General features: G+C 60.2%; 19 protein-coding genes. 7 read left to right on the plus strand and 12 right to left on the minus strand.

The features are described 5' to 3' along the window. Positions 1 to 8: 8 nt before the first annotated feature. Together chrA and PH558_RS30890 are read right to left on the minus strand one after the other, a co-directional pair. Positions 9 to 1,412 carry a chromate efflux transporter gene (gene chrA / locus PH558_RS30885; RefSeq protein WP_285208163.1) on the minus strand — a complete coding sequence of 468 codons (1,404 nt, stop codon included), beginning with the start codon at positions 1,410 to 1,412 and terminating at the stop codon, positions 9 to 11. Positions 1,413 to 1,418: 6 nt separating this feature from the next. Further along, a complete protein-coding gene (locus PH558_RS30890) occupies positions 1,419 to 2,231 on the minus strand; it encodes a chromate resistance protein ChrB domain-containing protein (protein ID WP_285208164.1) in 813 nt (270 codons plus the stop codon). Between the two features lie 375 nt (positions 2,232 to 2,606). On the opposite strand from PH558_RS30890, the gene PH558_RS30895 reads away from it, so the two are divergent. Continuing rightward, positions 2,607 to 3,629, plus strand: a complete 1,023-nt coding sequence (locus PH558_RS30895; protein WP_285208178.1) for a methyltransferase — start codon at positions 2,607 to 2,609, stop codon at positions 3,627 to 3,629. A gap of 88 nt (positions 3,630 to 3,717) precedes the next feature. Here the strand turns inward: PH558_RS30895 and PH558_RS30900 are convergent, their stop codons facing one another. Together PH558_RS30900 and PH558_RS30905 are read right to left on the minus strand one after the other, a co-directional pair. Next, positions 3,718 to 5,628 carry a DEAD/DEAH box helicase gene (locus tag PH558_RS30900; RefSeq protein ID WP_285208179.1) on the minus strand — a complete coding sequence of 637 codons (1,911 nt, stop codon included), beginning with the start codon at positions 5,626 to 5,628 and terminating at the stop codon, positions 3,718 to 3,720. A gap of 354 nt (positions 5,629 to 5,982) precedes the next feature. Then, positions 5,983 to 7,935, minus strand: a complete 1,953-nt coding sequence (locus PH558_RS30905; RefSeq protein ID WP_285208165.1) for an acetoacetate--CoA ligase — start codon at positions 7,933 to 7,935, stop codon at positions 5,983 to 5,985. A 165-nt stretch (positions 7,936 to 8,100) separates the two neighbouring features. Between PH558_RS30905 and PH558_RS30910 the strand changes: the two genes are divergently transcribed. Continuing rightward, the gene (locus PH558_RS30910; RefSeq protein ID WP_095436175.1) at positions 8,101 to 9,996 is read left to right on the plus strand and encodes an AsmA family protein; all 1,896 of its coding nucleotides are present in this window, start codon (positions 8,101 to 8,103) and stop codon (positions 9,994 to 9,996) included. Positions 9,997 to 10,024: 28 nt separating this feature from the next. Here PH558_RS30910 and PH558_RS30915 read toward each other — a convergent pair whose 3' ends face one another. The 4 genes from PH558_RS30915 to PH558_RS30930 form a co-directional block, all read right to left on the minus strand. Further along, positions 10,025 to 10,840: an ABC transporter permease subunit gene (locus tag PH558_RS30915; protein ID WP_095433991.1), complete on the minus strand. Its 816-nt coding sequence runs from the start codon at positions 10,838 to 10,840 to the stop codon at positions 10,025 to 10,027. 3 nt (positions 10,841 to 10,843) lie between these two features. Further along, positions 10,844 to 11,755 carry an ABC transporter permease subunit gene (locus tag PH558_RS30920; protein WP_095433990.1) on the minus strand — a complete coding sequence of 304 codons (912 nt, stop codon included), beginning with the start codon at positions 11,753 to 11,755 and terminating at the stop codon, positions 10,844 to 10,846. A 2-nt stretch (positions 11,756 to 11,757) separates the two neighbouring features. Further along, positions 11,758 to 12,900: an ABC transporter ATP-binding protein gene (locus tag PH558_RS30925; protein ID WP_095433989.1), complete on the minus strand. Its 1,143-nt coding sequence runs from the start codon at positions 12,898 to 12,900 to the stop codon at positions 11,758 to 11,760. Between the two features lie 130 nt (positions 12,901 to 13,030). Next, positions 13,031 to 14,119, minus strand: a complete 1,089-nt coding sequence (locus PH558_RS30930; protein WP_244575304.1) for a polyamine ABC transporter substrate-binding protein — start codon at positions 14,117 to 14,119, stop codon at positions 13,031 to 13,033. 338 nt (positions 14,120 to 14,457) lie between these two features. Between PH558_RS30930 and PH558_RS30935 the strand changes: the two genes are divergently transcribed. Further along, a complete protein-coding gene (locus PH558_RS30935) occupies positions 14,458 to 15,456 on the plus strand; it encodes an aldo/keto reductase (protein ID WP_285174495.1) in 999 nt (332 codons plus the stop codon). A 37-nt stretch (positions 15,457 to 15,493) separates the two neighbouring features. Here PH558_RS30935 and PH558_RS30940 read toward each other — a convergent pair whose 3' ends face one another. After that, the gene (locus tag PH558_RS30940; RefSeq protein ID WP_095433986.1) at positions 15,494 to 16,366 is read right to left on the minus strand and encodes a LysR family transcriptional regulator; all 873 of its coding nucleotides are present in this window, start codon (positions 16,364 to 16,366) and stop codon (positions 15,494 to 15,496) included. An 88-nt stretch (positions 16,367 to 16,454) separates the two neighbouring features. On the opposite strand from PH558_RS30940, the gene PH558_RS30945 reads away from it, so the two are divergent. Continuing rightward, positions 16,455 to 16,712: a hypothetical protein gene (locus PH558_RS30945; protein WP_285208166.1), complete on the plus strand. Its 258-nt coding sequence runs from the start codon at positions 16,455 to 16,457 to the stop codon at positions 16,710 to 16,712. Here the strand turns inward: PH558_RS30945 and PH558_RS30950 are convergent. The 3 genes from PH558_RS30950 to PH558_RS30960 all read right to left on the minus strand — a co-directional run bounded on the left by PH558_RS30950 (position 16,688) and on the right by PH558_RS30960 (position 21,029). Beyond that, positions 16,688 to 19,225, minus strand: a complete 2,538-nt coding sequence (locus tag PH558_RS30950; RefSeq protein ID WP_285208167.1) for a methyl-accepting chemotaxis protein — start codon at positions 19,223 to 19,225, stop codon at positions 16,688 to 16,690. The two genes, PH558_RS30945 and PH558_RS30950, sit on opposite strands and share 25 nt — an antisense overlap. Before the next feature lie 324 nt (positions 19,226 to 19,549). After that, entirely contained in the window at positions 19,550 to 19,693 is a 144-nt protein-coding gene (locus tag PH558_RS30955; RefSeq protein ID WP_285208168.1) for a hypothetical protein, read from the minus strand. Positions 19,694 to 19,847: 154 nt separating this feature from the next. Continuing rightward, positions 19,848 to 21,029, minus strand: coding sequence for a BaiN/RdsA family NAD(P)/FAD-dependent oxidoreductase (locus tag PH558_RS30960; protein ID WP_483314212.1), 1,182 nt, complete (start codon positions 21,027 to 21,029; stop codon positions 19,848 to 19,850). Positions 21,030 to 21,166: 137 nt separating this feature from the next. Here PH558_RS30960 and PH558_RS30965 point away from each other — a divergent pair, with 137 nt between their 5' ends. The 3 genes from PH558_RS30965 to zwf all read left to right on the plus strand — a co-directional run bounded on the left by PH558_RS30965 (position 21,167) and on the right by zwf (position 25,521). Then, positions 21,167 to 22,603 (plus strand): glutamine synthetase family protein, encoded by a 1,437-nt coding sequence (locus PH558_RS30965; RefSeq protein WP_285208169.1) that lies wholly within the window; start codon positions 21,167 to 21,169, stop codon positions 22,601 to 22,603. Between the two features lie 11 nt (positions 22,604 to 22,614). Continuing rightward, positions 22,615 to 23,913, plus strand: coding sequence for an NAD(P)/FAD-dependent oxidoreductase (locus PH558_RS30970; protein WP_285208170.1), 1,299 nt, complete (start codon positions 22,615 to 22,617; stop codon positions 23,911 to 23,913). Between the two features lie 132 nt (positions 23,914 to 24,045). Further along, entirely contained in the window at positions 24,046 to 25,521 is a 1,476-nt protein-coding gene (zwf, locus tag PH558_RS30975; protein WP_095433980.1) for a glucose-6-phosphate dehydrogenase, read from the plus strand. Positions 25,522 to 25,524 lie beyond the last annotated feature (3 nt).

Consider the following 25,524-nt stretch of genomic DNA (forward strand, 5'->3'; position numbering starts at 1 on the left):
CTCTTCCGTCAGGAACCAAGGACGGTCCAGCCAACGCCCAAAGCTGCAGATGCCAACAAGGTCGTTATCACTGACATCTTCAGGCGAAAGATGGCCATCGCGGCCAAGAGGGTCAGTATGAGCGAGGGCAATGAAAGCGAGATCAGGACGGGGACATCCATTGTCCAGGAACCATAGGTGAAACTCGTGGTCTCACGGAACAGCACATGGAGCCCGAACCAAATAGCAAGGTTCAGGATAACGCCCACCACCGCCGCCGTTATCGCAGACATGGCGCCGGTCAGCGCGACATTTCCGCGCATCTTCTCGATGAACGGCGCACCTGCAAAAATCCAAAGGAAACTCGGCAGAAAGGTAACCCATGTTGTCAGCACGGCGGCAAAGGTCGCCGCCGCAAGGGGGCTGAGGGTGCCGGGATTGCGATAACCCGCCAGGAAACCAACGAACTGCGTAACCATGATCAGCGGTCCCGGGGTCGTTTCCGCCATCCCCAGACCGTCCAGCATCTCGCCCGGCCGCAGCCAGCCCAGCTGCTGCACGGCCTCCTGTGCGACATATGCCAGCACGGCATAGGCGCCGCCAAAGGTGACGACTGCCATCTCGCTGAAGAATATCCCGATTTTGGAAAAGACGTTGTCGGGGCCGAGCGTCATTAGGAGGGCCGCAACCGGAATGAGCCACGCGGCCGCCAGCGCACCCGAGGTCTTCAGAGACCAGGCGAGGTTTGGTCGAGCGTGCAAAGGGATCTCCTCGCCAAGAACAGAGTCCTTGTCCTCCAGAATTGTCCCGGAGCCCGACTTGTGCCCTCCCCCCATTTTGAAGGCCGCAACGCCTGCCCGAGAGGCCAGGTAGCCGATAAGTCCGGCTCCAACGATGATGACGGGGAACGGAACATGCAAGAAGAAGATCGCCACGAAAGCAGCGGCGGCCAGAGCAACCATAGCCCTGCTCTTGAGGGCTCGGCTCCCGATGCGAAAGACCGCCTGGACGACGACCGCCAGCACGGCGCATTTGAGCCCGAAAAACATCCCTTCGATAAAGGTAAGATTCCCGAACAGGACATAGACGTAACTGAGTGCGAGAATTGCCAGAAAGCCCGGCAGGACGAACAGAATGCCCGCGATCATGCCGCCCCGCGTCCTGTTCAGCAGCCAGCCGATATAGATGGCGAGCTGATGCGCTTCCGGACCCGGCAGCAACATGCAGTAGTTCAGGGCATGAAGGAACCTGTGCTCTCCCACCCATTTCTTCTCGTCGACGACGATGCGGTGCATGACGGCGATCTGTCCCGCCGGTCCGCCGAAGCTCAGGGCGGCAACGCGGGTCCAGACCTTGACGGCCTCATGGAGGGGAACGATGTCCCGATCAGCCGCGCTTGATCGCTCGGCTAAATTTTTTACGAGATCGGTCATAGTCGCTTACATCTTCCTCGGATTTGGCCAGTTGTGCGTCTCTTCCGTTGCATCACGACACCAACGATAGAAGGCATCGTAAAGCGTCATGCCGGCTTCCAGCTGCTGCAGGTCGTCGTTGAACATCCGCGAAAGCCCCAGCGAGGCCGCAAGCAGCCCCGGCACTTCAGGTGCTAGGTCGGGCCGGGCGGTATCGGCGCCCCGAACGATGGTTGCAAGGTGAAGGAGAGGTTCTGTGCCGAGACCAAATTCCTCGATCATGACATCGAAAGTGCATAGCTCGCCGCGATGGCTCCAGAAAGCATCTTCGATATCGAATGGTGTCGCTTTAAAGCGATCGCCGACGGCCGAAACTTCGGTTGCGGGAACGAACAGGAAGATTGCTGACGGATCGATGAAGCGGCGGATCAGCCATGGGCAGGCGATGCGATCGATCTTCGGCCGTGCCCTCGTTACCCATACGGTCCGCCCCTTGGCATCGCGGGGAGGCAGCTTTTCCCCGGCGACCAGCATGTACTCCGCGCTGCGCCACGCTTCGAACCCGCCTTCGAGGACCTCCGCCTCCTTTCCGACCACACGCAGATGGGCAGCAACTCCGTGGGCGAGTTTCTGTCCTTTCTGACAGAGAATGATGGCAGGCCCCGCCAGTTCGTTCGCCCAGTCGGTTACGGTTCGATAGTCGCGCCGGATGGAGCCGGGAATAAGACGTGGATCGGCGGCGAAATCCTCATCATTGCGGACATCGATAATCGCAGGCAAATTGGGCGTGCCGATAATACGATTGAGCTTGTCGGGTGTAATTTCTAGAAACGACGGCATGGCGCGTCCTCCGTTGGCTCGGTTTCACGGACGCGATTCTTCAGCCGTAGCCTCGTGGGGTGATCGCGACCCCATGATCGATTTTCTGCCTGACGCGCTTCAAATGTCAAGCCGAATACCGCGTGCTGCACCGGGCAAACATTTTCTCGACTTCCGCAGCCACCTGCAGATTGGTCGTAACGTCGCGGTTGTCGTGAAGTTCTGGTGCGACGATCGTAGACCCCGATGACTTCAGCCGCGCCGCCGGCGAAGACTATCTTATGTATCCCCTTAGTATTATCGATAATAAACTTAAAATCAGTCGCCTTTTGTGAGATAATTCATCCTTGCGACCGACTATTCCGGTCGGTCATTGGGCACATAAGGGGGGATCCAATGTCATCGACGGCAGTAGAAGCAGACGTAGGCGAAGTTTCACCTAATCTCGTGGTCGATGCGATGTTTGCATGCCGAAAGACGGCCGCCATCGTAGCCGCCATCGAACTCGATCTTTTTACTTTGATTGGTGATGGCAGCAATGCAGCATCTTTGGCGGCCGCTACAAATGCAGCGGAAAGAGGCGTGCGCATCTTGTGCGACTATCTCGTTGTGAACGGCTTTCTCACGAAAACAGGTAATCAATACGCTCTGACACCATCCAGCCGAGCCTTCCTCGACCGGCATTCGCCAGCCTATATGGGCGCGGCCATCGAATTTCTGGCCGCGCCGGAAATCCTCAAGCAGATCCTGAACGATCCGCCTTCCTATGTCCGCAACGGTGGGTCCATTGGATTGGCAAACATGTCTCCGGACAATCCGGTGTGGGTGAAATTCGCTCGTGGCATGGGCGCGTTCACAGGCGGCAGCGCAATCAGCCTCGCCGCCGAAATGGCCAACTTGCCCATGCAGCCAAGAAAAATACTTGATATCGCCGCGGGGCACGGGCTTTTCGGGATCGAGATGGCGAAGGCTTTTCCTTCGGCCGAGATCGTTGCGGTCGATTGGGGCTCCGTTCTGGAATTGGCCAAGCAAAATGCGCAGCAATTTGGCGTCGCCGAACGATACAAGGTCATTGCCGGCAGCGCATTCGAAGTCGACTGGGGCACGGACTATGATCTTATCCTGCTGCCGAACTTCCTGCATCACTTCGACCTGGAAACCTGTGCCGGCTTGCTTAGGAAGTGCCGAGCTAGCCTGAGCGCCGAGGGCAAGGTGGTTGCGGTGGACTTCGTGCCGAACGACGATCTCGTCTCGCCACCCTTCCCGGCCGCTTTCTCATGGGAGATGCTGGCCAGTACGCCAAGAGGCGAGGCCTACACGCAGAAGGACCTTGCCGAGATAGCTAGACGCGCCGGTTTCCAAAATGTGAGCGTAAAGCCACTACCACCATCGCCGGCAAGCTTGATCTTCTTCGAGTAGCGGTGCCCCGAGTACCGATCTCCTCTTGCCGGGAGATGCGGAGATAGCGACAAGGGGGCGTCCGCTCCCTTGAACTCGGCGACAGAAATTATTCCCCCTGAGCCCGCGCGGCCTTGCGCTTGGCCCTCGACTTCGGCTTGCCTGCTGGCGGGCCGTCGTTCTTGGCGAAGCCCGGTTTGCCGGGCTTTTTCGCCCAGGGCTTCTTGTCGGAACGCTCGGAAACGCCGCCCTCGCCTGCATGCGCCCGCTCCGGCTTGCGGTCGGACTTCCATTTCGGCTTCGGGCCGTCATTCGAACGGGCGCCCTTCTCAGCGAAGGGCTTCTTCTTTGCGAAGCCGCCTTCCCGCTTGGCCTGGAAATCCGGCATGCCGGCAAGCGGCTTAACGCGAATGCCGCGCTCCAGGGTCTTGTCAGGGCCGATGGCCGCGAGGAAGCGCTCAAAACTCTCCTGCGAGAGCTCGACGAAAGTTTCCTCGGGCTGCATCTTGATGGCACCGATATCGCGCTTGGTCAGATTGCCGTTGCGGCAGAGCATGGGGATGAGCCAGCGCGGCTCGGCATTCTGCTTGCGTCCGACAGAGAGCGATACCCAGAGACCATCGGTGAAGTCGTTGCGTCCCGCACCCTCATCGCGCGGCGTGACCGGAAAGTCATCCCGACGCGGCTTTCTGCGCTCCCCTTCGGCCGGCACGTCCTGCAGCTCCTCGGGCGCGGAGTGACCAGTGCGGTATTGCCGCAGGAAGGCGGCGGCGACCTGCTCGGCGCCGTGGCGCTCCAGCAGCTGCCGGACGATCGTCTGCTCGTCTTCGGCAAGCGGCGCTTCAAAGACCGGATCGGCAAGAAGCCTTTCATCGTCGCGCAGGCTCACTTCATCGGCTGACGGCGGCTTTGCCCAGGTGGCACGGATACGGGCGGCTTCCAGCAGGCGTTCGGTGCGGCGACGGGCGCTGAGCGGCACGATGAGGGCGCTGACGCCCTTGTTGCCGGCGCGGCCGGTGCGGCCGCTGCGATGCAGCAGCGTGTCCGGATTGGTCGGCAGGTCCGCATGTATAACCAGTTCCAGGCCTGGCAGATCGATGCCACGGGCGGCCACGTCGGTGGCGATGCAGACGCGGGCGCGGCCATCGCGCATGGCCTGCAGGGCGTGGGTGCGCTCGTTCTGGCTGAGCTCCCCTGAGAGCGCAACGACCGAAAAGCCGCGATTGTTGAACCGCGCGGTCAGATGGTTGACGGCGGCGCGCGTCGAGCAGAACACGATGGCGTTGCGCGCTTCATAGTAGCGCAGTACGTTGATGATGGCGTTTTCCCGGTCGCTCGGCACGACCGTCAGCGCGCGATAATCGATATCGACATGCTGCTTGGCCTCAGAGGTGGTGGCGATGCGGACGGCATCGCGCTGGTAGTTTTCGGCGAGCTTGGCGATCGAGCGCGGCACGGTTGCGGAAAACATCAGGGTGCGGCGCTCGGAGGGTGCTGCTTCCAGAATGAACTCCAGATCTTCGCGGAAACCGAGATCGAGCATCTCGTCGGCCTCGTCAAGCACGACGGCCTTCAATTCGGAGATATCGAGCGAATTGCGGCGAATATGATCGCAGAGACGCCCCGGCGTGCCGACGACGATATGGGCGCCGCGCTCGAGCGTGCGCCGCTCCGTGCGCATGTCCATGCCGCCGACGCAGGAGGCGATCGTGGCACCCGTCAGCCCATAGAGCCATTCCAGCTCGCGCTGCACCTGCAGCGCCAGTTCGCGGGTCGGTGCAATCGCCAGCGCCAGCGGCGCACCTGCGCGGCCGAAACGTTCCGCGCCGTCAAGCAGACCGGGCGCCAGCGCCAGGCCGAAGGCAACCGTCTTGCCCGAGCCGGTCTGAGCCGAGACAAGCGTATCCTTGCCGGCGAGGCCGGGATCGAGCATGGCCTTTTGCACCGGCGTCAGCGTTTCATACCCGCGCTTCGCCAAAGCCTGGGCGATCGCAGGAGCGATGCCTTCGAATTCAGTCATCATCTGTCTTTCGGAATTCTTCGCGCACCCTCAGGCGGCGATCATCGTGGTTCGCACGTCGCGAACCTCTTCTTCAGGCGTGCACATACTTGCTCAATGCGGCAATGTACAGAGCAGAGGCGGATTCGCGACGAGGAAATGAAAAAAAGGCAGCGAACCGCGCTGCCTTTGAAGTTTATGCTGTCGAAAGCAAGCTCGAGTCGGGGAACTTCATGTCTCGGGAGCCGAGAGTGGCTCCAATCCGCTCCAGCTCATGCGAACGGCCTCAAGTTAGCCTTTACTTTTGACCAAGCTTTCTTAACGCGAGGTTAGCAAACGATGGTCATCGTTTGCCCCTCAGTTTTAAGGCCCACCTTAACTTTTGAGTTCTTCCAGCCCGGCGAAGAGATCGAGCGCTTCCGGGTTGGCAAGCGCTTCCTTGTTCTTGACCGGACGGCCGTGCACCACCTCGCGCACCGCAAGCTCGACGATCTTGCCGGATTTCGTGCGGGGGATGTCGGCAACGGCGATGATCTTGGCCGGCACATGGCGCGGGGAGGCGCCGGTGCGGATGCGGGTCTTCATCGCCTTGACGAGATCTTCGGTCAGGGAGACGCCGGCGGCGAGGCGGACAAAGAGTACGACGCGGACGTCATCATCCCAATCCTGACCAATGCAGAGCGCTTCCAGAACCTCGGGAATCTGCTCGACCTGATTGTAGATCTCGGCCGTGCCGATGCGCACGCCGCCGGGGTTGAGCGTCGCGTCGGAGCGGCCGTGAATAATGAGGCCGCCATGCTCTGTCCACTCGGCGAAATCCCCGTGGCACCAGATATTGTCGAAGCGCTCGAAATAAGCAGCCCGATATTTGGCGCGCTCCGGATCGTTCCAGAACATGACCGGCATGGAGGGGAAGGCCTTGGTACAGACGAGCTCGCCCTTCTCGCCGCGCACCGGCTTGCCTTCATCGTTCCAGACATCGACGGCAAGCCCGAGGCCCGGCCCCTGGATTTCGCCACGCCAGACCGCTTGCAGCGGGTTGCCGAGCACGAAGCAGGAGACGATATCGGTGCCGCCGGAAATGGAGGCCAGCTGGATATCGTCCTTGATGCCCTCATAGACGAAGGTGAAGCCCTCCGGCGACAGCGGCGAGCCGGTGGAGGTCATCAGCCGCAGGCTCGAAAGATCATGCGAGGTCTTCGGCGTCAGGCCGCTCTTATGCACGGCGTCGATATATTTGGCAGAAGTGCCGAACAGCGCGAATTTCTCTTCCTGCGCATAGTCGAACAAAATGTTGCCATCGGGGGCGAAGGGCGAACCATCGTAAAGGCAGAGCGTTGCGCCGGCGGCAAGGCCGGTCGTCAACCAGTTCCACATCATCCAGCCGCAGGTGGTGAAATAGAAGACCTTTTCGCCGGGCACGACGCCGCAATGGAGGCGATGCTCCTTGAGGAGTTGCAGCAGCGCGCCGCCGGTGGAGTGCACGATGCATTTCGGAACGCCTGTGGTGCCTGAAGAAAACAGGATGAACAGCGGGTGGGAGAAGGACACGGGCACAAATTCGACCGGCTTCGCCTCGAAGGGCGCGACCAGATCACCAAGGGTCCTCGCGCCCGGTGTCGCTGCCACGACGGCTTCGGCATTGCCGGCATAGGGCACGATGATGGTAGGCGCTTTCAGGCGCTGGGCTATGGCACTGACCTTTGCTGTGACGTCCTGCAGCTTGCCGCTGTACCAATAGCCGCTGCACGCGATGAAGAGCTTCGGCTCGATCTGGCCGAAGCGGTCCATGACGCCCTGCTCACCGAAATCCGGCGAACAGGAGGACCAGATCGCACCGATCGACGCGGCCGCCAGCATGCAGGCGATGGTTTCGGGCATGTTCGGCATCATCGCTGCGATGCGGTCCCCCTTGCCGATGCCCTCGGCGCGGTAGGCCTGCTGCAGGCGAGATACCATCGCGGCCAGCCGGTCCCATGACCAGCGATCGCGCACCTTGTCCTCGCCCCAGAACACAAGCGCATCGCCCTCGCCGCTTCGCGAGAGCAGGTTTTCGGCGAAGTTCAGTTCGGCATCGGGAAAGAAGCGAGCATCCAGCATGACATCGCCATGGATCAGCGCCCGTTCACCGCGCTTGCCCTTCACACCGCAGAAATCCCAGACCGCCGACCAGAAGTTTTCACGGTCGGCGATAGACCAGGCATGGAGGCTGGCAAAGTCGGACAGCGAGAGGTTGAAACGGCGGTTGCATTCCTGCATGAAAGCGAACATCGGACTCTGGCGGCGAAATGTTTCCGATGGTGTCCAGAGCGGCTGCTGATCCTGCATATTTCTCTCCCGCTTTTTGCACTATATAGCAATGCTGCAGCGCATTAATAAAATCACGGTGTTGTGGGTATTGCCAGTGCGTGACGTTTGCATCCGACAAACATTTCCTATATCCGCCAAACTCAGGCAGATTATCCCTATCAGTTCAAGAGTCTCCACGGGATCATGAGAGCTTCGAAAAACAACAAGTGGCGGTTGACGATGCGTTCGGCCTCGCGCTGGCTGCCTGCCGTTGCTCGGACGACCGGCATCATTCTTCTCACGATCCTCATCGTGTTCGCTGTCTTCAGAGCGACCGCGCCTTTCCTGATTTCAAGCGGTCTGGTGCGCTCCGGCATCGAGAAGGCATTGTCGGACTGGACGGGATACCGAGCCCAGATCGAAGGCGACCCAACGCTCGAATTCTGGCCGACGCCCCGCGTGACGCTCAATCAGGTCACCATCCGCGAGCCGTCGCGAAACGGCAAGGTCCTCGGCCATGTCGACAGCCTCTCCGCGGATTTCTCGCTGTGGTCGGCGATCCGCGGGCATGCGCATTTTCACGAATTCCATTTCCTGCGCCCGATCCTCTATATCCGCCGCGACGAGAACGGCCTGATCGACTGGACGAACGAAGGCCGCCTTTCCAAGGCGATCGAACAGGCCGAAACCTCCTCCGGCCAGGGCATGCGGATGAGCAAGGAACAGGATGCCGCCATCGGCATGCTGACCATCGAGGACGGAAGCGTCGAAATGACCGACGAGCGCAGCGGCAGCATCTACAAGCTGAACGCCGTCAATGCCGACATCGCATGGCCGCGGCTTTCCCAATCGCTGAGCGCCGTCATCCTTGCCCGCTTCAACGGCCAGGACATCAAGCTGAACTTCGACTCGACGCAGCCCCTGCTCTTCTTCGCCGGCAAGAATGTGAACACCACGACCAGCTTCGTTTCGCCGCTGATCAGCTGGACCTATACAGGCATTACCAGCATATCGGATTTTTCGGCACTTTCGGGCAATCTGGATCTGAGTGTGCCGAACGTGCCCTCCTTCATCGCCTGGAGCGGTCAGCGTCTGCCGGCAGCCGACGCCCTCAAGAATATCTCGCTCAGCGCCAATATCACAGCATTCGACAACGGTCTGCGCTTCAACAACCTTAGCTTCAAAGTCAACGATTCCGCCGCTTCCGGCATCATGGATCTGAACTATACGAAATCGGGCAAGCCGAAGATTTCCGGTACGCTTGCCTTCGACCAGATGAACCTCAATCCGTTCCTGGCCGCCTTCTCCATGCGTCTGGCCGCGGAAACCGCCATCGACGCGCTGTTGAACGGCAATCCGCTGCAGCGGCTCGACCTCGATATGCGGCTGTCGTCGAACAAGGCGGCTCTCGGTCCCTTCCAGTTCGAGAATATCGGCGCCAGCCTGCTGGTGGCAGGCGGCAAGGCGAAATTCGACATAGGCGACAGCAGCTTCGAGAGCGGTTCGCTGACCGCGCATCTGGAGGTCGCACCAGGCGACTTCGATGGCGGCGGCAAATTGCAGATATCGATCCGCAACGCCGATTTCGGTGGCCTCTTCACGCGCCTGAAGCTGATAGGCCCGTTGCCGATGCCGTCATCGGCGTCCTTGGATCTTTCGCTCAGCACCTCGAAGCCGATCTGGGTTGCCACGCTCAGTGATGTCGCCGGCACGCTGCACTTCACCTCGTCGGCAGGATCGTTTCGCCAATTCGATATCTCGACCTTCCGGACGCTCGCCGCCGAGAAGGCTTTCTTCCGGATGAGCGATATCGCCGATTCTTCTTTCGACTTCGACAGCATCAGCGTGGATGCAAGTTTTGCGAAGGGTTCCGCCGAGGTGCAGAACGCGGCCATTGCGGGCCGCAACGAAACGATCAGCTTCAACGGCGTCGTTCCGTTCCGCACCAACGGGCTGGCACTCTCCGGCGCGCTCGAGGCGACCTCGCCCTCCGACGCAGACGAACTGCCGATGCTGCCCTTCTTCATTGGCGGCAGCTGGCCGAATCCAGTGATTTCGCCGGTCGCAACGCTTCTGCAAAAGCCCATACAGCAGCCGTAGTTCTTTCACGCCTTTCGGCCGCAGCACTTCAAGCTGCTGCAGCCGCCTGCTCGTCTCTCTGCCGTTGGACCTCCCGGCGCTTCGTCGCGATGGAGGCGCAGATAACGCCCACGGCGACCACGCCGATCAGGATGGTGCAGATGGCGTTGATTTCCGGCGTCACGCCAAGCTTGACCTGACTGTAGATCAGCATCGGCAGCGTTTTCGCGCCGGCACCCGAAGCGAAGGTTGCAATCACCAGATCATCGAGCGACAGCGTGAGGGCCAGCACCCAGCCGGAGAAGACGGCCGGCGCAATGATCGGCAGTGTCACCTCGAAGAAGGTGCGCACCGGCGGCGCACCGAGATCCATCGCCGCTTCCTCGATTGAGCGATCGAAGGTCAGCAGGCGGGACTGAACGACAACGGCGACGAAGCACATGGTGAGCGTCGTATGCGCCATGACGATCGTCCAGAAGCCGCGATCGACGCCTGAGGTGACGAAGAGCAGCAACAGCGACAGGCCGGTGATGACATCAGGCATGACCAGCGGCGCATAGATCATGCCCGAAAACAGGATACGGCCGCGGAAGCGCGTATAGCGTACCAGGGTAATGGCCGCGAGCGTGCCGAGCACCGTCGCAATCGTCGCCGAGAGCAGCGCGATGCGCACCGTCAGCCATGCGGCATTCAGCATCGTATCATTGCTGAAAAGATGCACGTACCATTGCGTTGAGAAGCCGCCCCAGACGGTGACGAGGCGCGAGCTGTTGAAGGAATAGATGATCAGCAGCAGGATCGGCAGGTAGAGGAAGGCCAGACCGAGTGTGACCGAGACGATGTTGAAGCGGGACCAGCGGATCATACGTTATCTCCCCTTCTCATCGGCTCTGGCCTGGAAATGCTGGAAGAAGACGATGGGCACCACCAGCACCAGCAGGAGGATGGTCGCCACCGCCGAGGCCAGCGGCCAGTCGGTATTGCTGTAGAACTCCGTCCAGAGCACCTTGCCGATCATCAGCGTCTGCGAGCCGCCGAGCAGATCGGGGATGACGAACTCGCCCACAGCGGGGATGAAGACCAGCATGCAGCCGGCGATAACACCAGGAAGCGAGAGCGGAAAGGTGACGCGCCAGAAGGCGCCGATCGGCGTGCAGCCGAGATCCTGCGCCGCCTCGATCAGCGTGCCGTCCATCTTCTCGAGCGCGGAGTAGAGCGGCAGCACCATGAAGGGCAGGTAAGAGTAGACCATGCCGATATAAACCGCGGTATTGGTGTTCAAAATGACGAGCGGCTCATGGATGATGCCGAGCCCCATCAGCAGCTGGTTCAGGAGGCCCGTCGTGCTGAGGATCGACATCCAGGAATAGACGCGGATCAGGAAGCTCGTCCAGAAGGGCAGGATGACCAGCATCAGCAATGTCGGCCGGATCGTGCGTGGCGCCTGCGCCATGCCATAGGCGATCGGATAGGCGATGATCAGCGTCAGAAGCGTCGAGATGCCGGCGATCTGCAGGCTCTCGATATAGGCGTTCATGTAGAGCGGGTCGCCGGCAAGCCATGTGTAATTGTCGAACGACATGGTCTGCAGCTTGTCCCACCAGTCGCTGAAACTGTCGCTCCAGGCGAAGGATGGGTCGTAGGGCGGCACCGACAAGGCCTTCGTCGACAGCGAGATGCGGAAGACGATCAGGAAAGGCGCGAGAAAGAAGATCAGCAACCAGGCATAGGGAACGATGATCACGAGGCGCTGATAGATTAGGGAACCGAGCGCTTTCATGATCAATCCTTCAGCAAGACGCCGGCATTTTCGTCGAAGGAGACCCAGACGTTCTGGTCATAGGCGAAGGGCTCTTCCACGGCGCGAACTGCGTTCAGCGATGATGCCTTGACCACCTGCCCGCTCTTCAGCTTGACGTGGAAAACGGTCATGTCGCCGAGATAGGCGATATCCCATATCTCGCCTTCGGCAGCATTGACCGAGGCATTGGCCGGGGCACGCGGCGTCACCCTGAGCTTCTCCGGACGGATGGCGAGGCTGGCGCGGCTTCCCGCCGAGGGCGTGTCTCCGGAAGCCGTGCGCACCGTGAAGCCCGACTCGACCGCCATCTCGACGATGCCAGATTGTGTCGAAGTGACATTGCCGTCGAGGATGTTCACATCGCCGATGAAGTCGGCAACGAAGCGGCAGTTGGGCGCCTCGTATATCTCGGCCGGCGTTGCCACCTGCACCACCTGGCCGTGGCTCATGACCGCGATGCGGTCAGCCATGGTCATCGCCTCTTCCTGATCGTGAGTGACGACAACGAAGGTCAGCCCCAGGCTCTGCTGCAGATCCATGAGTTCGAACTGCGTCTCTTCGCGTAGCTTCTTGTCGAGCGCGCCAAGGGGTTCGTCGAGCAGCAGCACCTTTGGGCGCTTTGCAAGCGAGCGAGCCAAGGCCACGCGCTGGCGCTGGCCGCCGGATAGCTGGTTGGGCTTGCGCTTGGCGAACTGTTCGAGCTTCACGAGCTTCAGCATCTGCGCGACGCGATCGTCGATCTCGGCTTTCGGCATGCCATCCTGGCGAAGGCCGAAGGCGATATTCTTCTCCACCGACATATGCGGAAACAGCGCGTAGGACTGAAACATCATGTTGACTGGGCGGCGGTAGGGCGGCGTGCCGGCAAGGTCCTGATCATCGAGCACGATTTCGCCAGTCGTCGGCTGCTCGAAGCCCGCCAGCATGCGCAAAAGCGTGGACTTGCCGCAGCCGGATGCGCCGAGAAGAGCGAAGAATTCGCGATTGTAGATATTCAGGGAGAGATTATCGACGGCGGTGAAATCACCGAATTTCTTCGTCACGTTCTTGAAGGAAATGTAAGGCTTGGCCGAAGGGTCGGTCCAAGGAGCAAAGGAACGCCGGATATTACCGAGTGACTTCATTATCTATCCCCAATTGAACGCCCTTGTGGGCGCGCGTCGCGCCGGCTCTTCCCCATCCCGGCCCGCTCGTGATTCCTAACTTTATCCTCATAAGGAAAGGCCCGGACGTTACCGTCCGGGCCGCTTCGATTTATTGGCCTGTCGTGACCTTTGTCCACAAGCGCGTCGCCACGCGCTGCGTTTTAGAGTCCCAAGGGGTCAGCGTGTATAGTTTCTCGCGAACCGCATCCGTGGGATAAACGGCCGGGTCATCGAGTACATCCTTGCTCACGAACTGCTGCGACGCCTTGTTGCCGTTGGCATAGGCGGTGAAGTTGCTCGCCTTGGCAATGACCTCAGGCTTCATGATATAGTTGAGGAAGATGTGCGCCTCCTCGACATGCGGCGCATCGGCGGGGATCGCCATGACGTCGAACCACATCTGTGCGCCCTTCGTCGGGATAGAATAGGCGATATTGACGCCATTCTTGGCTTCGGCAGCACGGTTGCGGGCCTGCAGCACGTCGCCGGAATAGCCGAAAGCAAGGCAGATATCGCCATTGGCGAGCGCGTTGATGTATTCGGAGGAATGGAACTTGCGCACGAAGGGACGGATCGCGGTCAGGAGATCCTCGGCCTTCTTGAAGTCTTCCTGCTTGGTCGAATTCGGGTCAAGGCCCAGATAGCGCAAGGCGGCCGGAATGACGTCGGTCGGCGAATCCAGCACGTAGATGCCGCAATCCTTGAACTTGGCGGCGAGCTTCGGATCGAAGATCACGTTGATATCGGGAGCATCGTCGGTGCCGAGGATCTGTTTCACCTTGTCGACGTTGTAGCCGACACCGCTCGTGCCCCACATATAGTCGATGGCGTATTGGTTGCCGGGATCATAGGTGGCGATGCGCTGCTGCACCGTATCCCACATGTTGGAGAGATTTGGCAGCTTGGACTTGTCGAGCTTCTGGAAGACACCAGCCTTGATCTGGCGCTGCAGGAAATAGGCCGTCGGCACGACGATGTCATAGCCGGTCTTGCCGGCCAACAACTTGGTTTCGAGCGTCTCGTTCTGGTCGAAGGTGTCGTAGACGACCTTGATGCCGGTTTCCTTGGTGAAATCCTCCAGGATCGAATTGTCGATGTAATCCGACCAGTTATAGATATTGACGACCTTGTCTTCTGCCTGAGCGACCGTAGCCAGCGAAACGACGGCAAACGCCGTTGCTGCAAGCCGTGCGAACATGGACTTCATAGTCTCTCCTGTTTTGTTCAAGGGCATCCAGGCGATACCCAACCCTCTGTTTTTCCCGTTAGACTAGAAAGGAAATCGGAAGGCGACAAGGGAAAAAGCAAGCAGGCATAAGCTTTAGCCGTTTTCCCCGAAAACGATCGATCGCGCCGTAAAATTGCCCGCCAAGAGACATGCCCTTCGCACGCAATTGTGAACGCAGGGCCTGCTTCGCGCGTGAATGCGGAAGCCGGCTTTGCTAACATCGCGGTGTTCTCGTCCGCGGACATTCTCAAGCCTGTTTCGTCATCCTGCCCAGCGGGCAAATTCAAACCCATCATCGGGGGCCTATCATGCAGTATCAAAAATTCGGCAATACCGGTCTCAGCGTCTCGCGCCTTTGCCTGGGTACGATGACCTTCGGCCTGCAGATCGAGCAGGAAGACATAGCTCATGCCATTCTCGACAAGGCCGCGGATGCCGGCGTCAATTTCATCGACACGGCAGACGTCTATCCGCTGGGAGGCGGTGAACAGCTTGCCGGCCGCACCGAAGAGATTGTCGGCCGCTGGCTGAAGGGCAAGCGCGACCGCTTCATCGTTGCGACGAAGGCTGTCGGAAAGGTCGGCCCGTCTCCCTGGGATCAGGGCGCGTCGCGCAAGCATCTTCTCGACGCCATCGATGCTTCGCTGCGGCGGCTCGGCACCGATTATGTCGATCTTTACCAGCTGCATTCGGACGATCGCGAAACACCGCTCGACGAGACGCTGGAGGCGCTCGACATTATCGTGCGCTCGGGCAAGGCTCGCTATGTCGGCGTGTCCAACTTCCTCGCCTACCGGCTGGCACTGGCGCTCGGTCGCGCCGATTTTTTGCGGACAGCCCGCTTCGTTTCGGTGCAGCCACGCTACAATCTGCTGTTCCGCCAGATCGAGCGCGAACTGCTTCCCTTGGCCGAAGAGCAGCGCATCGCCGTCATCCCCTACAACCCGATCGCCGGCGGCCTTCTCACCGGCAAGCACAAGCATGATGTCGCACCGACCGAAGGCCGCTTCAGCTCGCAACTGCGCAGCGCCGGCAGCAATTATCTGCAGCGCTATTGGCATGAACGCGAATTTGCGACGATCGAGAAGCTCCGCGGCATCGCCGAAGAAGCCGGGCAGTCGCTGACCAAGCTTGCTGTCGCCTGGGTCGCCGCCAATCCGGTCATCACCTCAGCCATCATCGGCGCCAGCCGTCCCGACCAGTTGACGGATACGCTGGCCGCCATCGATCTCCAGCTCGATCCGGAGCTGAAGGCGAAGCTTGACGAAGCCACGGTCGAATATCGCTGGGGCGACGCGGCCCGGTGAAGAAGCGCGAACCGGTGGCCAATTGCCACCGGTTCTTTCACAGATAGGTTGGGCGCTTGCCGGCAAAGAGCTCGGCATGACTTTTCAGCAATTTGGTCATGCGGTCGACCACGGTCCGGATTTCCCGGCGATGACGGTCAGCATTGTTCATGACGATCCACTGCCGATGGCGCAGCTCCGGGATTTCCTCGCCGACCCGCTCCAGCCGCGGCTCCTGGTCGCCGACGAAGCAGGGCAGTACGGCAATGCCGGATCCGGCAAGCACCAGATCGTGCAGCGAACGCGGGCGACTGACCGTAAAGGCGATTTCCTCGCGCTTGTTCTGATGCGGCCAGCGCAGATAGGCCGAGATCGCCTCCTCCTCCGCTACCGCGATCCAGCGCTGCGGGCCGGAAAAGCGCATGTTGCGGGCCTGATAGGCGGCATAGGCGACATCGCCGGTCTTGATGGCGGCGAGATTGGTCTCCTCCGGCTCGAAGGCGCGGATACCGATATCGCTTTCGCGATGGGCGAGGCTGGCGCGACGTTCGCCGAGATGAAGGTCGATGCGGAACCCGTCCCGCTCCGAACAGATAGTCGGCATGTTCTGGCTGAGCAGCCAGCCGACCCAGGTGCCGGCAGCGATGCGGACGATGGATGCACCCTGGGCATCGCGCTGCCAGCTATCGACCTTGCGGGCGGCCGCTTCCATCTCCAGCAGTTGGTCGAACAGGGCCTGGCCGTTGCCGGTCAGCGTGTAGCCCGCCTGGCTGCGCTCGAACAGCGGGCGTCCGATCTGCCCCTCCAGCTCCAGCATGCGCCGGCCGATCGTCGCCGGGCTCAAGCCGCTAGAAGCGACCGCGCCGGTCAGGCCGCCGCCACGGGCGACATCCAGAAAAAGCTGATAGGAATCCCAGGTCGTGTTTTTCATAAATGAAAAACATAAGGCAAAAATGGCTATTTATAAAGAAAATTCCGATGTGTAGTTGAAGGGATGCCTCACAGCAAGGAGACATCTCATGATGGAGAGCATCGCCCTGGCGAAAGCCATAGAAATACGGAACCTGGCGCGCGAAGAACAATGGCGCCGTAACGAGGATCTGTTCTACCTCGACAATGCCGGGGATCCCTCACCCTTTTTTGAATGGCTTGGACGGAGGTTTGCCGCTGTACGCAACCGCTATCAGGCAATGAAGAAGGCGGACCGGCGGGAAATGGGCCGATCCGCCTGCGATAGCAACACCAGCTGCGGTCAGGCCGCCTGCTCGCGCATGTAGTTCGCGCTATAGCCGGTCTCGATCTTGAACTGCAGGATAAGGTGCAGCAGGGCATCGGCCTCGGTGGCGAGCTCGCGGCTCGCCGCCGTGGTTTCTTCTACCATGCCGGCATTCTGCTGAGTCATCTGATCCATGTGATTGACGGAGGAGTTGACCTCCTGCAGCGCACTTGCCTGATCGTGGCTGGCGCGGGCGATCATTTCCACATGGTGGCTGATCGTTACGATCTGACTGCTGATCTGCGCGAGCACCGAACCGGCCTCCTGCACGTACTGCGAACCGGAATTGACCTCCTCGGTCGACTTGTTGATGAGGCCCTTGATCTCCTTGGCGGCAGCGGCCGAGCGCTGTGCCAGCTCGCGCACCTCCATGGCGACGACGGCAAAGCCCTTGCCCGCATCGCCTGCGCGGGCGGCTTCGATACCGGCATTGAGCGCAAGAAGGTTGGTCTGGAAAGCGATCTCGTCGATGACGCCGATGATCTGCTCGATCCGGCGCGAGGCGTCCTCGATACGCGACATGGCATCGATGGCGTTGCCGACGACGACGGAGCTGTCATCGGCGCTGCGCTTGGCTTCGCGCACGATTGCATCGGCGTCCTTCGCGCGCTCGGCAGATGAACGGACCGTCGTCGTGATCTGGTCGACGGCAGCCGCGGTCTGCTCCAGCGAAGAGGCCTGCTGCTCGGTGCGCTTCGAGAGATCCTCGGCGGAAGCCGCCATCTGAGCGCCGTTGCTCTGGATCATCTCGACATTGCTGCGGACCTGGCTCAGCGTGTGCTGCAGGCGGGACAGCGAACTATTGAAGTCCTGGCGCAGCTGCTCGAGGCGGCCGATAAAGGGCGTGTCGATCGTTGCCGAGATATCGCCTTGGGCAAGACGCTCGAGACCGGCGGCAAGCTCGCTGACGGCATAGTCGATCTGACGGTCGAGCTCGCGCTTTTCGGCGTCGTTGCGCTGGCGTTCATGCTCTGCGGCAGCACGCTCCTCGTCGCTCTGCTCTTCGACACGGATCTTCGAAATGGCGTTTTCCTTGAAGATGCCGAGGGCTCTGGCCATGTCGCCGATTTCGTCGCGGCGCTGCTCGCCGGAGATCGAGGTCTCCAGCATGCCATCGGCGATGCGGCGCATGGCAGCGGTGATCTGGCCAATCGGACGCTGCAGGGTCAGCACGAGCGCGATGCCGCCAGCAACGGAGAGGATGATGCCGAGTGCGGTTGCAAGGATGGATATGGAATTTGCCTGGTTGCGCTCGCTGCCGGCACTTTGTTTCTGCGTCTCGGCGAAAGCGGTCAGCTGGCCCCAGACCTGATCGAGCTGCTGGCGGGCGCTGGCATATTCGCCGATCCGCTGATTAATGGTATCGACCAGCTTGCCGCCGGCCTCATCCATGGATTTGATGGCCGGACGAATGGCCGAGTCGATGTCGCCGGCAAAATCCATGCTCTTCGCGCTCTGGTTCAGCGTATCGATATCGCCACCAAGCTTGGAGACTTCCTGGCGCAGGCGGACGAGATTGTCCTTGTTCGTATTGGCGTTGAAATCGGCCAGCACGAGCTGCAGCGAATAAATCGAGTCTTCAAGGCGGCGCGTGTCCTGCAGGACGGAATTGGTCTGCGCGACGCGGGCATCGAGGGAGACGAAGGTCGTGGTCGCCTGGCGCATCATCTGTGTCGCCGTCAGCTGCGTATAGGTCGAGGTCTGGCGGAAGCGCGAAAGCAGCCGGCTGATATTGGTGATCGTATCGTCGGTCGGAACATCCGTGCTTTCGGTGAAGGCAGCAAGATCCTTGATGGTACCCACGAGCGACTGGACAACACTCTTCTGGTTCTGCGGCAAGGCAAGGTCGATAGAGCGCTGTGCCTTGTTCAGGTCCGGCAGCCGGTCCTTCAGGAGCTTGACCTTGTCGGCCGGTGTCGCGGCCTTGTTGAAGTCTTCGGCAACAGAGGCCAGCATATCACCGCCCTTCAGCAGGCGGTCGGCGGAGCGAAGCGTAGAGGTCGCGTCCGCCTGGTCCTGGCGCATCCGGTCTTCCAGCTGCTGGCTGTTGAAATTGACATTGAAGCGGGCACTGATCAAGGCGCGCTGGGCGTCGTCGATCGTCTTGCGCAGCGAGAGTTCCTGTTCGTGCAGCGACCAAAGCCTGCCGACGAGGTTGGACATGTCGGCGGTCTTTGCCATCGCGTCGGTCAGATTGTCGCGACCATCCGCATCCGCACCGAGCTGGCCGAGCGTCGCATTCAACACGCCCTGCTGCGCCTTGATGTCTTCATAGAGCTTGTCGCGCTGCTGTGTATTGGTGATGCGCAGGAAGTCATCCATGGAACCATAGAGGTTCTTGAACCCGGTCAGGGACTGCAGAACGCTGTTGGAGATCTCCATGCGGCCCTGAAGCAGGCCCGACGCATAAAGCCCGGTGAGGCCCACGGCTGAAATGCTGATGACGAACGGCAGGACGAATATCAGAACTTTCGTCTTGATGTTGAAACGCGACAATATCTTGTCAATGAACATTTTGGCCCAGACCTCTCACACACCGCTCCCCCGTCGACGCCGCCTCGGCGCTGACCGGATGTATAATCATCATTCTTGAAATATCGGCAGGCGGGGTTCCCGAGTATAAGTCGGGAAGCAATCATTGCTTCGGCTCCAGCTTGCAGTAGAGCGCCCCAAGAAATCGACTGGGATTGTCGGCGTGATTAATTAATTTTCAGATAAGGATGTAGTGTGACCCGCAGCATACAATCAAACGCTGAAAAGCGGAGGGAGAGATCTATCTCCGTGCGCGAGCCAAGGCCGCCGTTCAACGACGGGCCAAGAGCAATGTGGCGGCTGAAATCAGAAGCCGCGTACGGTAAGGTAGGCGATGCAAGCGGCGGTAACGCCGGTCGCCAACATCAACAGTCTTGCCGCCAAAAGCTTGGCATTGTCACGGGTCTGAGCGATTGCAATGGCGCGAGCGCGACGAGGTGTTCTGTTCATGAGTATATTCCCATTTTCGCACTGACACGATAACCGGCAAATGGTGCTTTCGGCAACTGCCAATGTATTCACTAATAATGTAGGAAAGGAAAACGCGAGAAACAGAGGCGGGTTCCATTTTCTCAAGGCGCCGACAAGGCCTTGAATCGGCAGTTCAAGCCGCTTCGCCGGCTACATGCCCGGAGGCCCACGCCCATTGGAAATTATAGCCGCCGAGCCAGCCGGTCACGTCGACGCATTCGCCGATGAAGAACAGGCCGGGAATGGTCTTTGCCTGCATCGTCCGCGAATCGAGGCAAGCCGTGTCGATGCCGCCGAGCGTCACTTCGGCGGTGCGATAGCCTTCCGATCCAGAGGGTTTGACCGGCCAGGACTGGATAGAAGCCGCAAGCTGCTGCAGGCGTTTGTCCGATAGATCTGCCATGTTGCCGGAGATGCCCTCATTCTCGACAATATGCTGAGCCAGTCGTTTCGGCAGGATTTCCGCAAGCGCCGTCTGCGCCGATTGCCGGCCATTGAGCTGCTTGGCTTTCTTCAGAAGTGCGAAAATATCGATATCGGGCTCGATTGCGACGTTGATGTCCTCGCCTTCCCGCCAATAGGAGGAAATCTGCAGAATTGCGGGGCCGCTGAGACCGCGATGGGTAAAGAGCAGGGCCTCGCGGAATGCCGTCTTGCCGTGTCGGATCTCGGCGGGGGCAGCAATGCCCGACAACGGCGCCAGACGCTGAAGCAATTGCGGATCGAGCGTCAGCGGCACAAGGCCTGGCCGCGTTTCGATGACAGGCAAGCCGAATTGCTCGGCAATGCGATAGGCAAAACCGGTGGCCCCCATTTTGGGAATGGACTTGCCGCCAGTTGCGACGACCAGCGAGGACGCTTCGAAGGCGCCTTCGGATGTGCTGACACGATAGCCGCCTGCCCTCTGCTCGATGCCGCTGATCTCCGTTCGCAGTCGCAGTTGCGCACCGGCCGCGCGCATCTCGTCGATCAGCATGCGGATGATGTCCTTAGCACTATCATCGCAAAAGAGCTGGCCGAGCGTCTTTTCATGCCAGCCGATGCCATGGCGCTCGACCATGGCCAGAAAATCGGCAGGCGTGAAACGCGCCAGCGCCGATTTGGCGAAATGCGGATTGGCGGACAGGAAGTTCTTCGGGCCTGCATGGATATTGGTGAAATTGCAGCGGCCGCCGCCGGAAATGCGGATCTTTTCGCCAGGTGCGGCGGCATGATCGAGCACGAGAACGGACCGACCGCGCTGGCCGGCGCGGATGGCGCACATCATGCCGGCGGCGCCTGCGCCAAGGACGATCACATCATATCTGCCGGTCACGCTTCAGCCCTTTATTCTTCGCCGCGCTTTCTCGTCATTTTTCCATCATACGGCGAAAGTCCGAGCGGTTTTCCCCCTCGCCAATTGGCAAACTGCAGTTATGATGCACTCACCGATCAACCCAAATACGGTGTTTTATGCCCGCGAGAAAGACCCCGCTGAAAGCTTCCATACCCGTCTCGAAAGCACCAATAGTACCCCCCAGTCTGAGATCGGCACGCGGCGTGGCAAACTGGAAGGAAGCGGCGCAATGGTTGCGGGCACGCGGGATCGAGGACATAGAATGCATCACGCCGGACCTTGCCGGCGTGCCTCGCGGCAAGATGATGCCGACCTCGAAATTCACCTCGAACACGTCGCTGGCACTGCCCTCGGCGATCTATCGACACACGATCTCCGGCGAATATCCGGAAGAGACCGAAAGCTTCCGCTACGAGCCGCGCGACAATGACCTGAAGCTGGTCCCCGACCTGTCGACGCTGTCGGTCGTGCCCTGGGAAACGGATCCGACCGCGCAGGTCATCTGCGATATCGTCAATTCCGAGGGACAGGAAGTCTCCTATACGCCGCGTAACGTGCTGAAGCGCATCATGGGGCTCTATCGCGATCGCGGTTGGAAACCGGTGGTGGCGCCGGAAATCGAATTCTATCTCGTCGCCAAGAATGACGATCCGGATTATCCGCTGCACCCGCCGAAGGGTCGTTCCGGTCGCTCGATCCTCGGCGGCCAAGGCTATTCGATCGCCGGCATCAACGAGTTCGACGAGCTGATCGACGACATCTATCACTTCTCAGAAAAGCAGGGTCTCGAGATCGACACGCTGATCCATGAAGAGGGTCCGGCGCAGCTCGAGATCAACCTGCGTCATGGCGATCCGATCGAGCTTGCCGACCAGGTGTTCATGTTCAAGCGCACGATCCGAGAGGCGGCGCTGAAGCATGGCATCTACGCGACCTTCATGGCCAAACCGATGCAGAGTCAGCCCGGCTCGGCAATGCACATCCATCAGTCGGTCGTGGATATCGAGACGGGCAAGAACGTCTTCACCAATCCGGATGGCAGTCCCTCGCCCGAATTCTTCCATTTCATCGGTGGCATGCAGCGCTTCGTGCCGAATGCGCTCGCCATGCTGGCGCCCTATGTGAACTCCTATCGCCGGCTGGCGCCGAATATGTCCTGCCCGGTTAACAATGCCTGGGGCTATGACAACCGTACCACGGCTTTCCGCGTGCCAATCTCCGATCCGCAGGCGAGACGTGTGGAAAACCGGCTGCCGAGCTCCGATGCCAACCCCTATCTGGCACTCGCCGCCTCTCTCGCCTCCGGCCTGCTCGGAATCATGAAGCAGGTTGAGCCGACGGCGCCCACCGAGGATTCCGCGAATGAAGGCTCCATCGATCTGCCGCGCGGCCTGCTTGAGGCCATTGCCTTGATGGAGGACGAACCGGCTTTCGAGGAGGTCCTCGGCAAAGATTTCATCGACATCTATGCCGGCGTCAAACGCGGTGAGTTCGAGACCTTCATGCAGGTGATCAGCCCGTGGGAGCGGGAATTCCTTCTGCTTAACGTGTGAGGGAGATTGCCGTGACATTGCAGGAAACATGGCAGAGCCCGATTGCGCCGGGACTTTCCTTCTATCAGGCGACCGTCGGCCCGCGTCCGATCTATCCGAAGCTCGACGGCTCGCGTCGGGCAGATATCGCAATCGTCGGCGGCGGCTATACCGGCCTTCAGGCCGCCTACAACCTCGCCAAGGGTGGTGCCGACATCGTCCTGATCGACGCCAACCGCTTCGGCGACGGCGCCTCCGGCCGCAACGGCGGCCAGCTCGGCACCGGCCAGCGCTGGTGGCCCGAAGAGCTCGAGGAGAAGATTGGCTATGAACGCTCCAAAGCCCTCTTCGATCTAGCCGAAGACGCCAAGCGGCATCTGCTCGATTTTGCGTCGGAGCATGGCATCGACATCGATTTTCTGCCCGGCCAGATGAATGTCACGCACAAGCGCAGCTATAAGCGCGACTATATGGACAGTGCGGAGATCGCGGCGACCCGCTACGGCTATCCGCATATGACCTTCATGGATCAGGCCGAAACCCAGGAACGGCTGGGGTCGCAATTCTATCTCTATGGCGTCCGGGATACGGGCACGGGCCATATCCATCCGCTGAAACTGCTCATCGGTCTCGCCCGCGTCGCGGCCGAAGCCGGTGCCGCCCTCTTTGAGATGACCAAGGCAAAGGGCTTTCGCCAAACGGGCGGCAAGACCGTTATCGACACGGATGGCGGCGAGATCACCGCCGACCGCGTGCTGATCGCTTGTAACGGCTATATCGGCAACCTCGAGCCGGTGACGGCAAGTCACGTCATGCCGATCCGCTCCTTCATCGGCGCAACGCAACCGCTGGACCGCTTCCCACAGGTTCTTCCCGGCAACGAGGCCGTGGCCGATTCGCGATTCGTCGTGCGCTATTTCCGCAAATCCAAGGATGGACGCCTGCTGTTCGGCGGGCGCGAGGCCTATACGGCGGACAATCCACGCGACATAACGCAGCACATACGCCGGCAGATCACCGAAATCTATCCGGCCCTCGGCGATATCAACATCGATTACGCCTGGGGCGGTTCGGTCGGCATCACCATGCCGCGCCAGCCCTTCGTGCGCGAAGTCATGCCTGGAGTCACTTCCATCGGCGGCTATTCCGGCCACGGGGTGATGCTGTCAAATTATTGCGGTAAACTTTATGCGAAAACGGTTCTCGGGAATGCGGATGAACTTCATCTGTTTAAGGAGCTGAACATTCCGCCCTTCCCCGGCGGTGCGCGCATGCGGGCGCCTCTGCTGTTCCTGGCGCTCTCGTGGTTTGCGTTGCGCGACAGGTTTTAAAAACCGGAAGATGATTTCTTCCGCCGGCAATCCGCTCTAAAAAGCCGCATCTGAATTTTGCGATGCACACTGGCCTTTTTAAATCGATTAGATTAAAAGGGGCCTCAACCAAGACCGATTGAGAGATAGCTCATGAGCAGCCAAATCATTCCCGTTGAACCATTTGATTATGTCGTTTTCGGCGGCAGCGGCGACCTTGCCGAACGCAAGCTCCTGCCCGCTCTTTACCATCGTCAGGTCGAAGGTCAGTTTTCCGAGCCGACCCGCATCATCGGCGCTTCGCGCAGTGCGCTTTCCAATGAAGAATACCGCAAATTTGCCGACGCCGCCCTCAAGGAACACCTGAAGAAGGGCGAATATGACGACGCCGAGGTCAAGAAGTTCCTGGCTCGCCTGTTCTACGTACCCGTCGACGCCCGCAGCGACGCCGGCTGGGATCAGCTCAAAAAGATCCTGGACGAAGGCAAGGAGCGCGTCCGTGCCTTCTATCTCGCCGTCGCTCCGGGCATCTTCGGCGACATCTCGCAGAAGATCCACGATCACAAGCTGATCACCAAGCAGACCCGCATCGTGGTCGAAAAGCCGATTGGCCGCGACCTCGCATCCGCCCTGCAGCTGAACGATACGATCGGCAAGGTCTTCAAGGAAGAGCAGATCTTCCGTATCGACCACTATCTCGGCAAGGAAACCGTGCAGAACCTGATGGCACTGCGCTTTGCCAACGCTCTCTACGAGCCGCTGTGGAATGCCAATCATATCGACCACGTGCAGATCACCGTCGCTGAATCGGTCGGTCTCGAAGGCCGCGCCGGCTACTACGACACGGCTGGCGCCCTGCGCGACATGGTGCAGAATCACATCCTGCAGCTCCTCTGCTTGACCGCGATGGAAATCCCCTCCTCGATGGATTCGGAAGCCGTTCGCGACGAGAAGCTGAAGGTACTGCGCGCGTTGAAGCCGATCGACGCTTCCAATGTCGAGCAGGCAACGGTTCGCGGTCAGTACCGCGCTGGCGCTTCGGCAGGCGGCCCGGTCAAGGGCTACCTCGACGAACTGGAAGGGGGCGTTTCCAACACCGAAACCTTCGTCGCCATTAAGGCCGAAATCGGCAACTGGCGCTGGGCTGGCGTTCCCTTCTACATCCGCACCGGCAAGCGTCTCGCCGGCCGCATGTCGGAGATCGTCATCACCTTCAAGCACATTCCGCACACCATCTTCGATCAGGCTGCCGGCCGCATCGTCGCCAACCAGCTGATCATCCGCTTGCAGCCGGATGAAGGCGTCAAGCAGTCGCTGATGATCAAGGATCCAGGCCCGGGCGGCATGCGCCTGCGCAACGTCTCGCTCGACATGAGCTTCGCGTCTGCCTTCAACGTCCGCAATCCGGATGCCTACGAGCGCCTGCTGATGGACGTCATCCGCTCCAACCAGACGCTGTTCATGCGCCGCGACGAAGTGGAAGCCGCATGGGAATGGGTCGACCCGATCCTCAAGGGTTGGGAAGAAGCCAGCCAGCAGGTGCAGGGCTACACGGCAGGCACCTGGGGTCCGAGCCAGGCTATCGCGCTCATCGAGCGTGATGGCCGCACCTGGCACGACGATATCTAATCT

This window comes from Rhizobium pantanalense (assembly GCF_030182525.1).
Classification (GTDB): Bacteria; Pseudomonadota; Alphaproteobacteria; order Rhizobiales; family Rhizobiaceae; genus Rhizobium.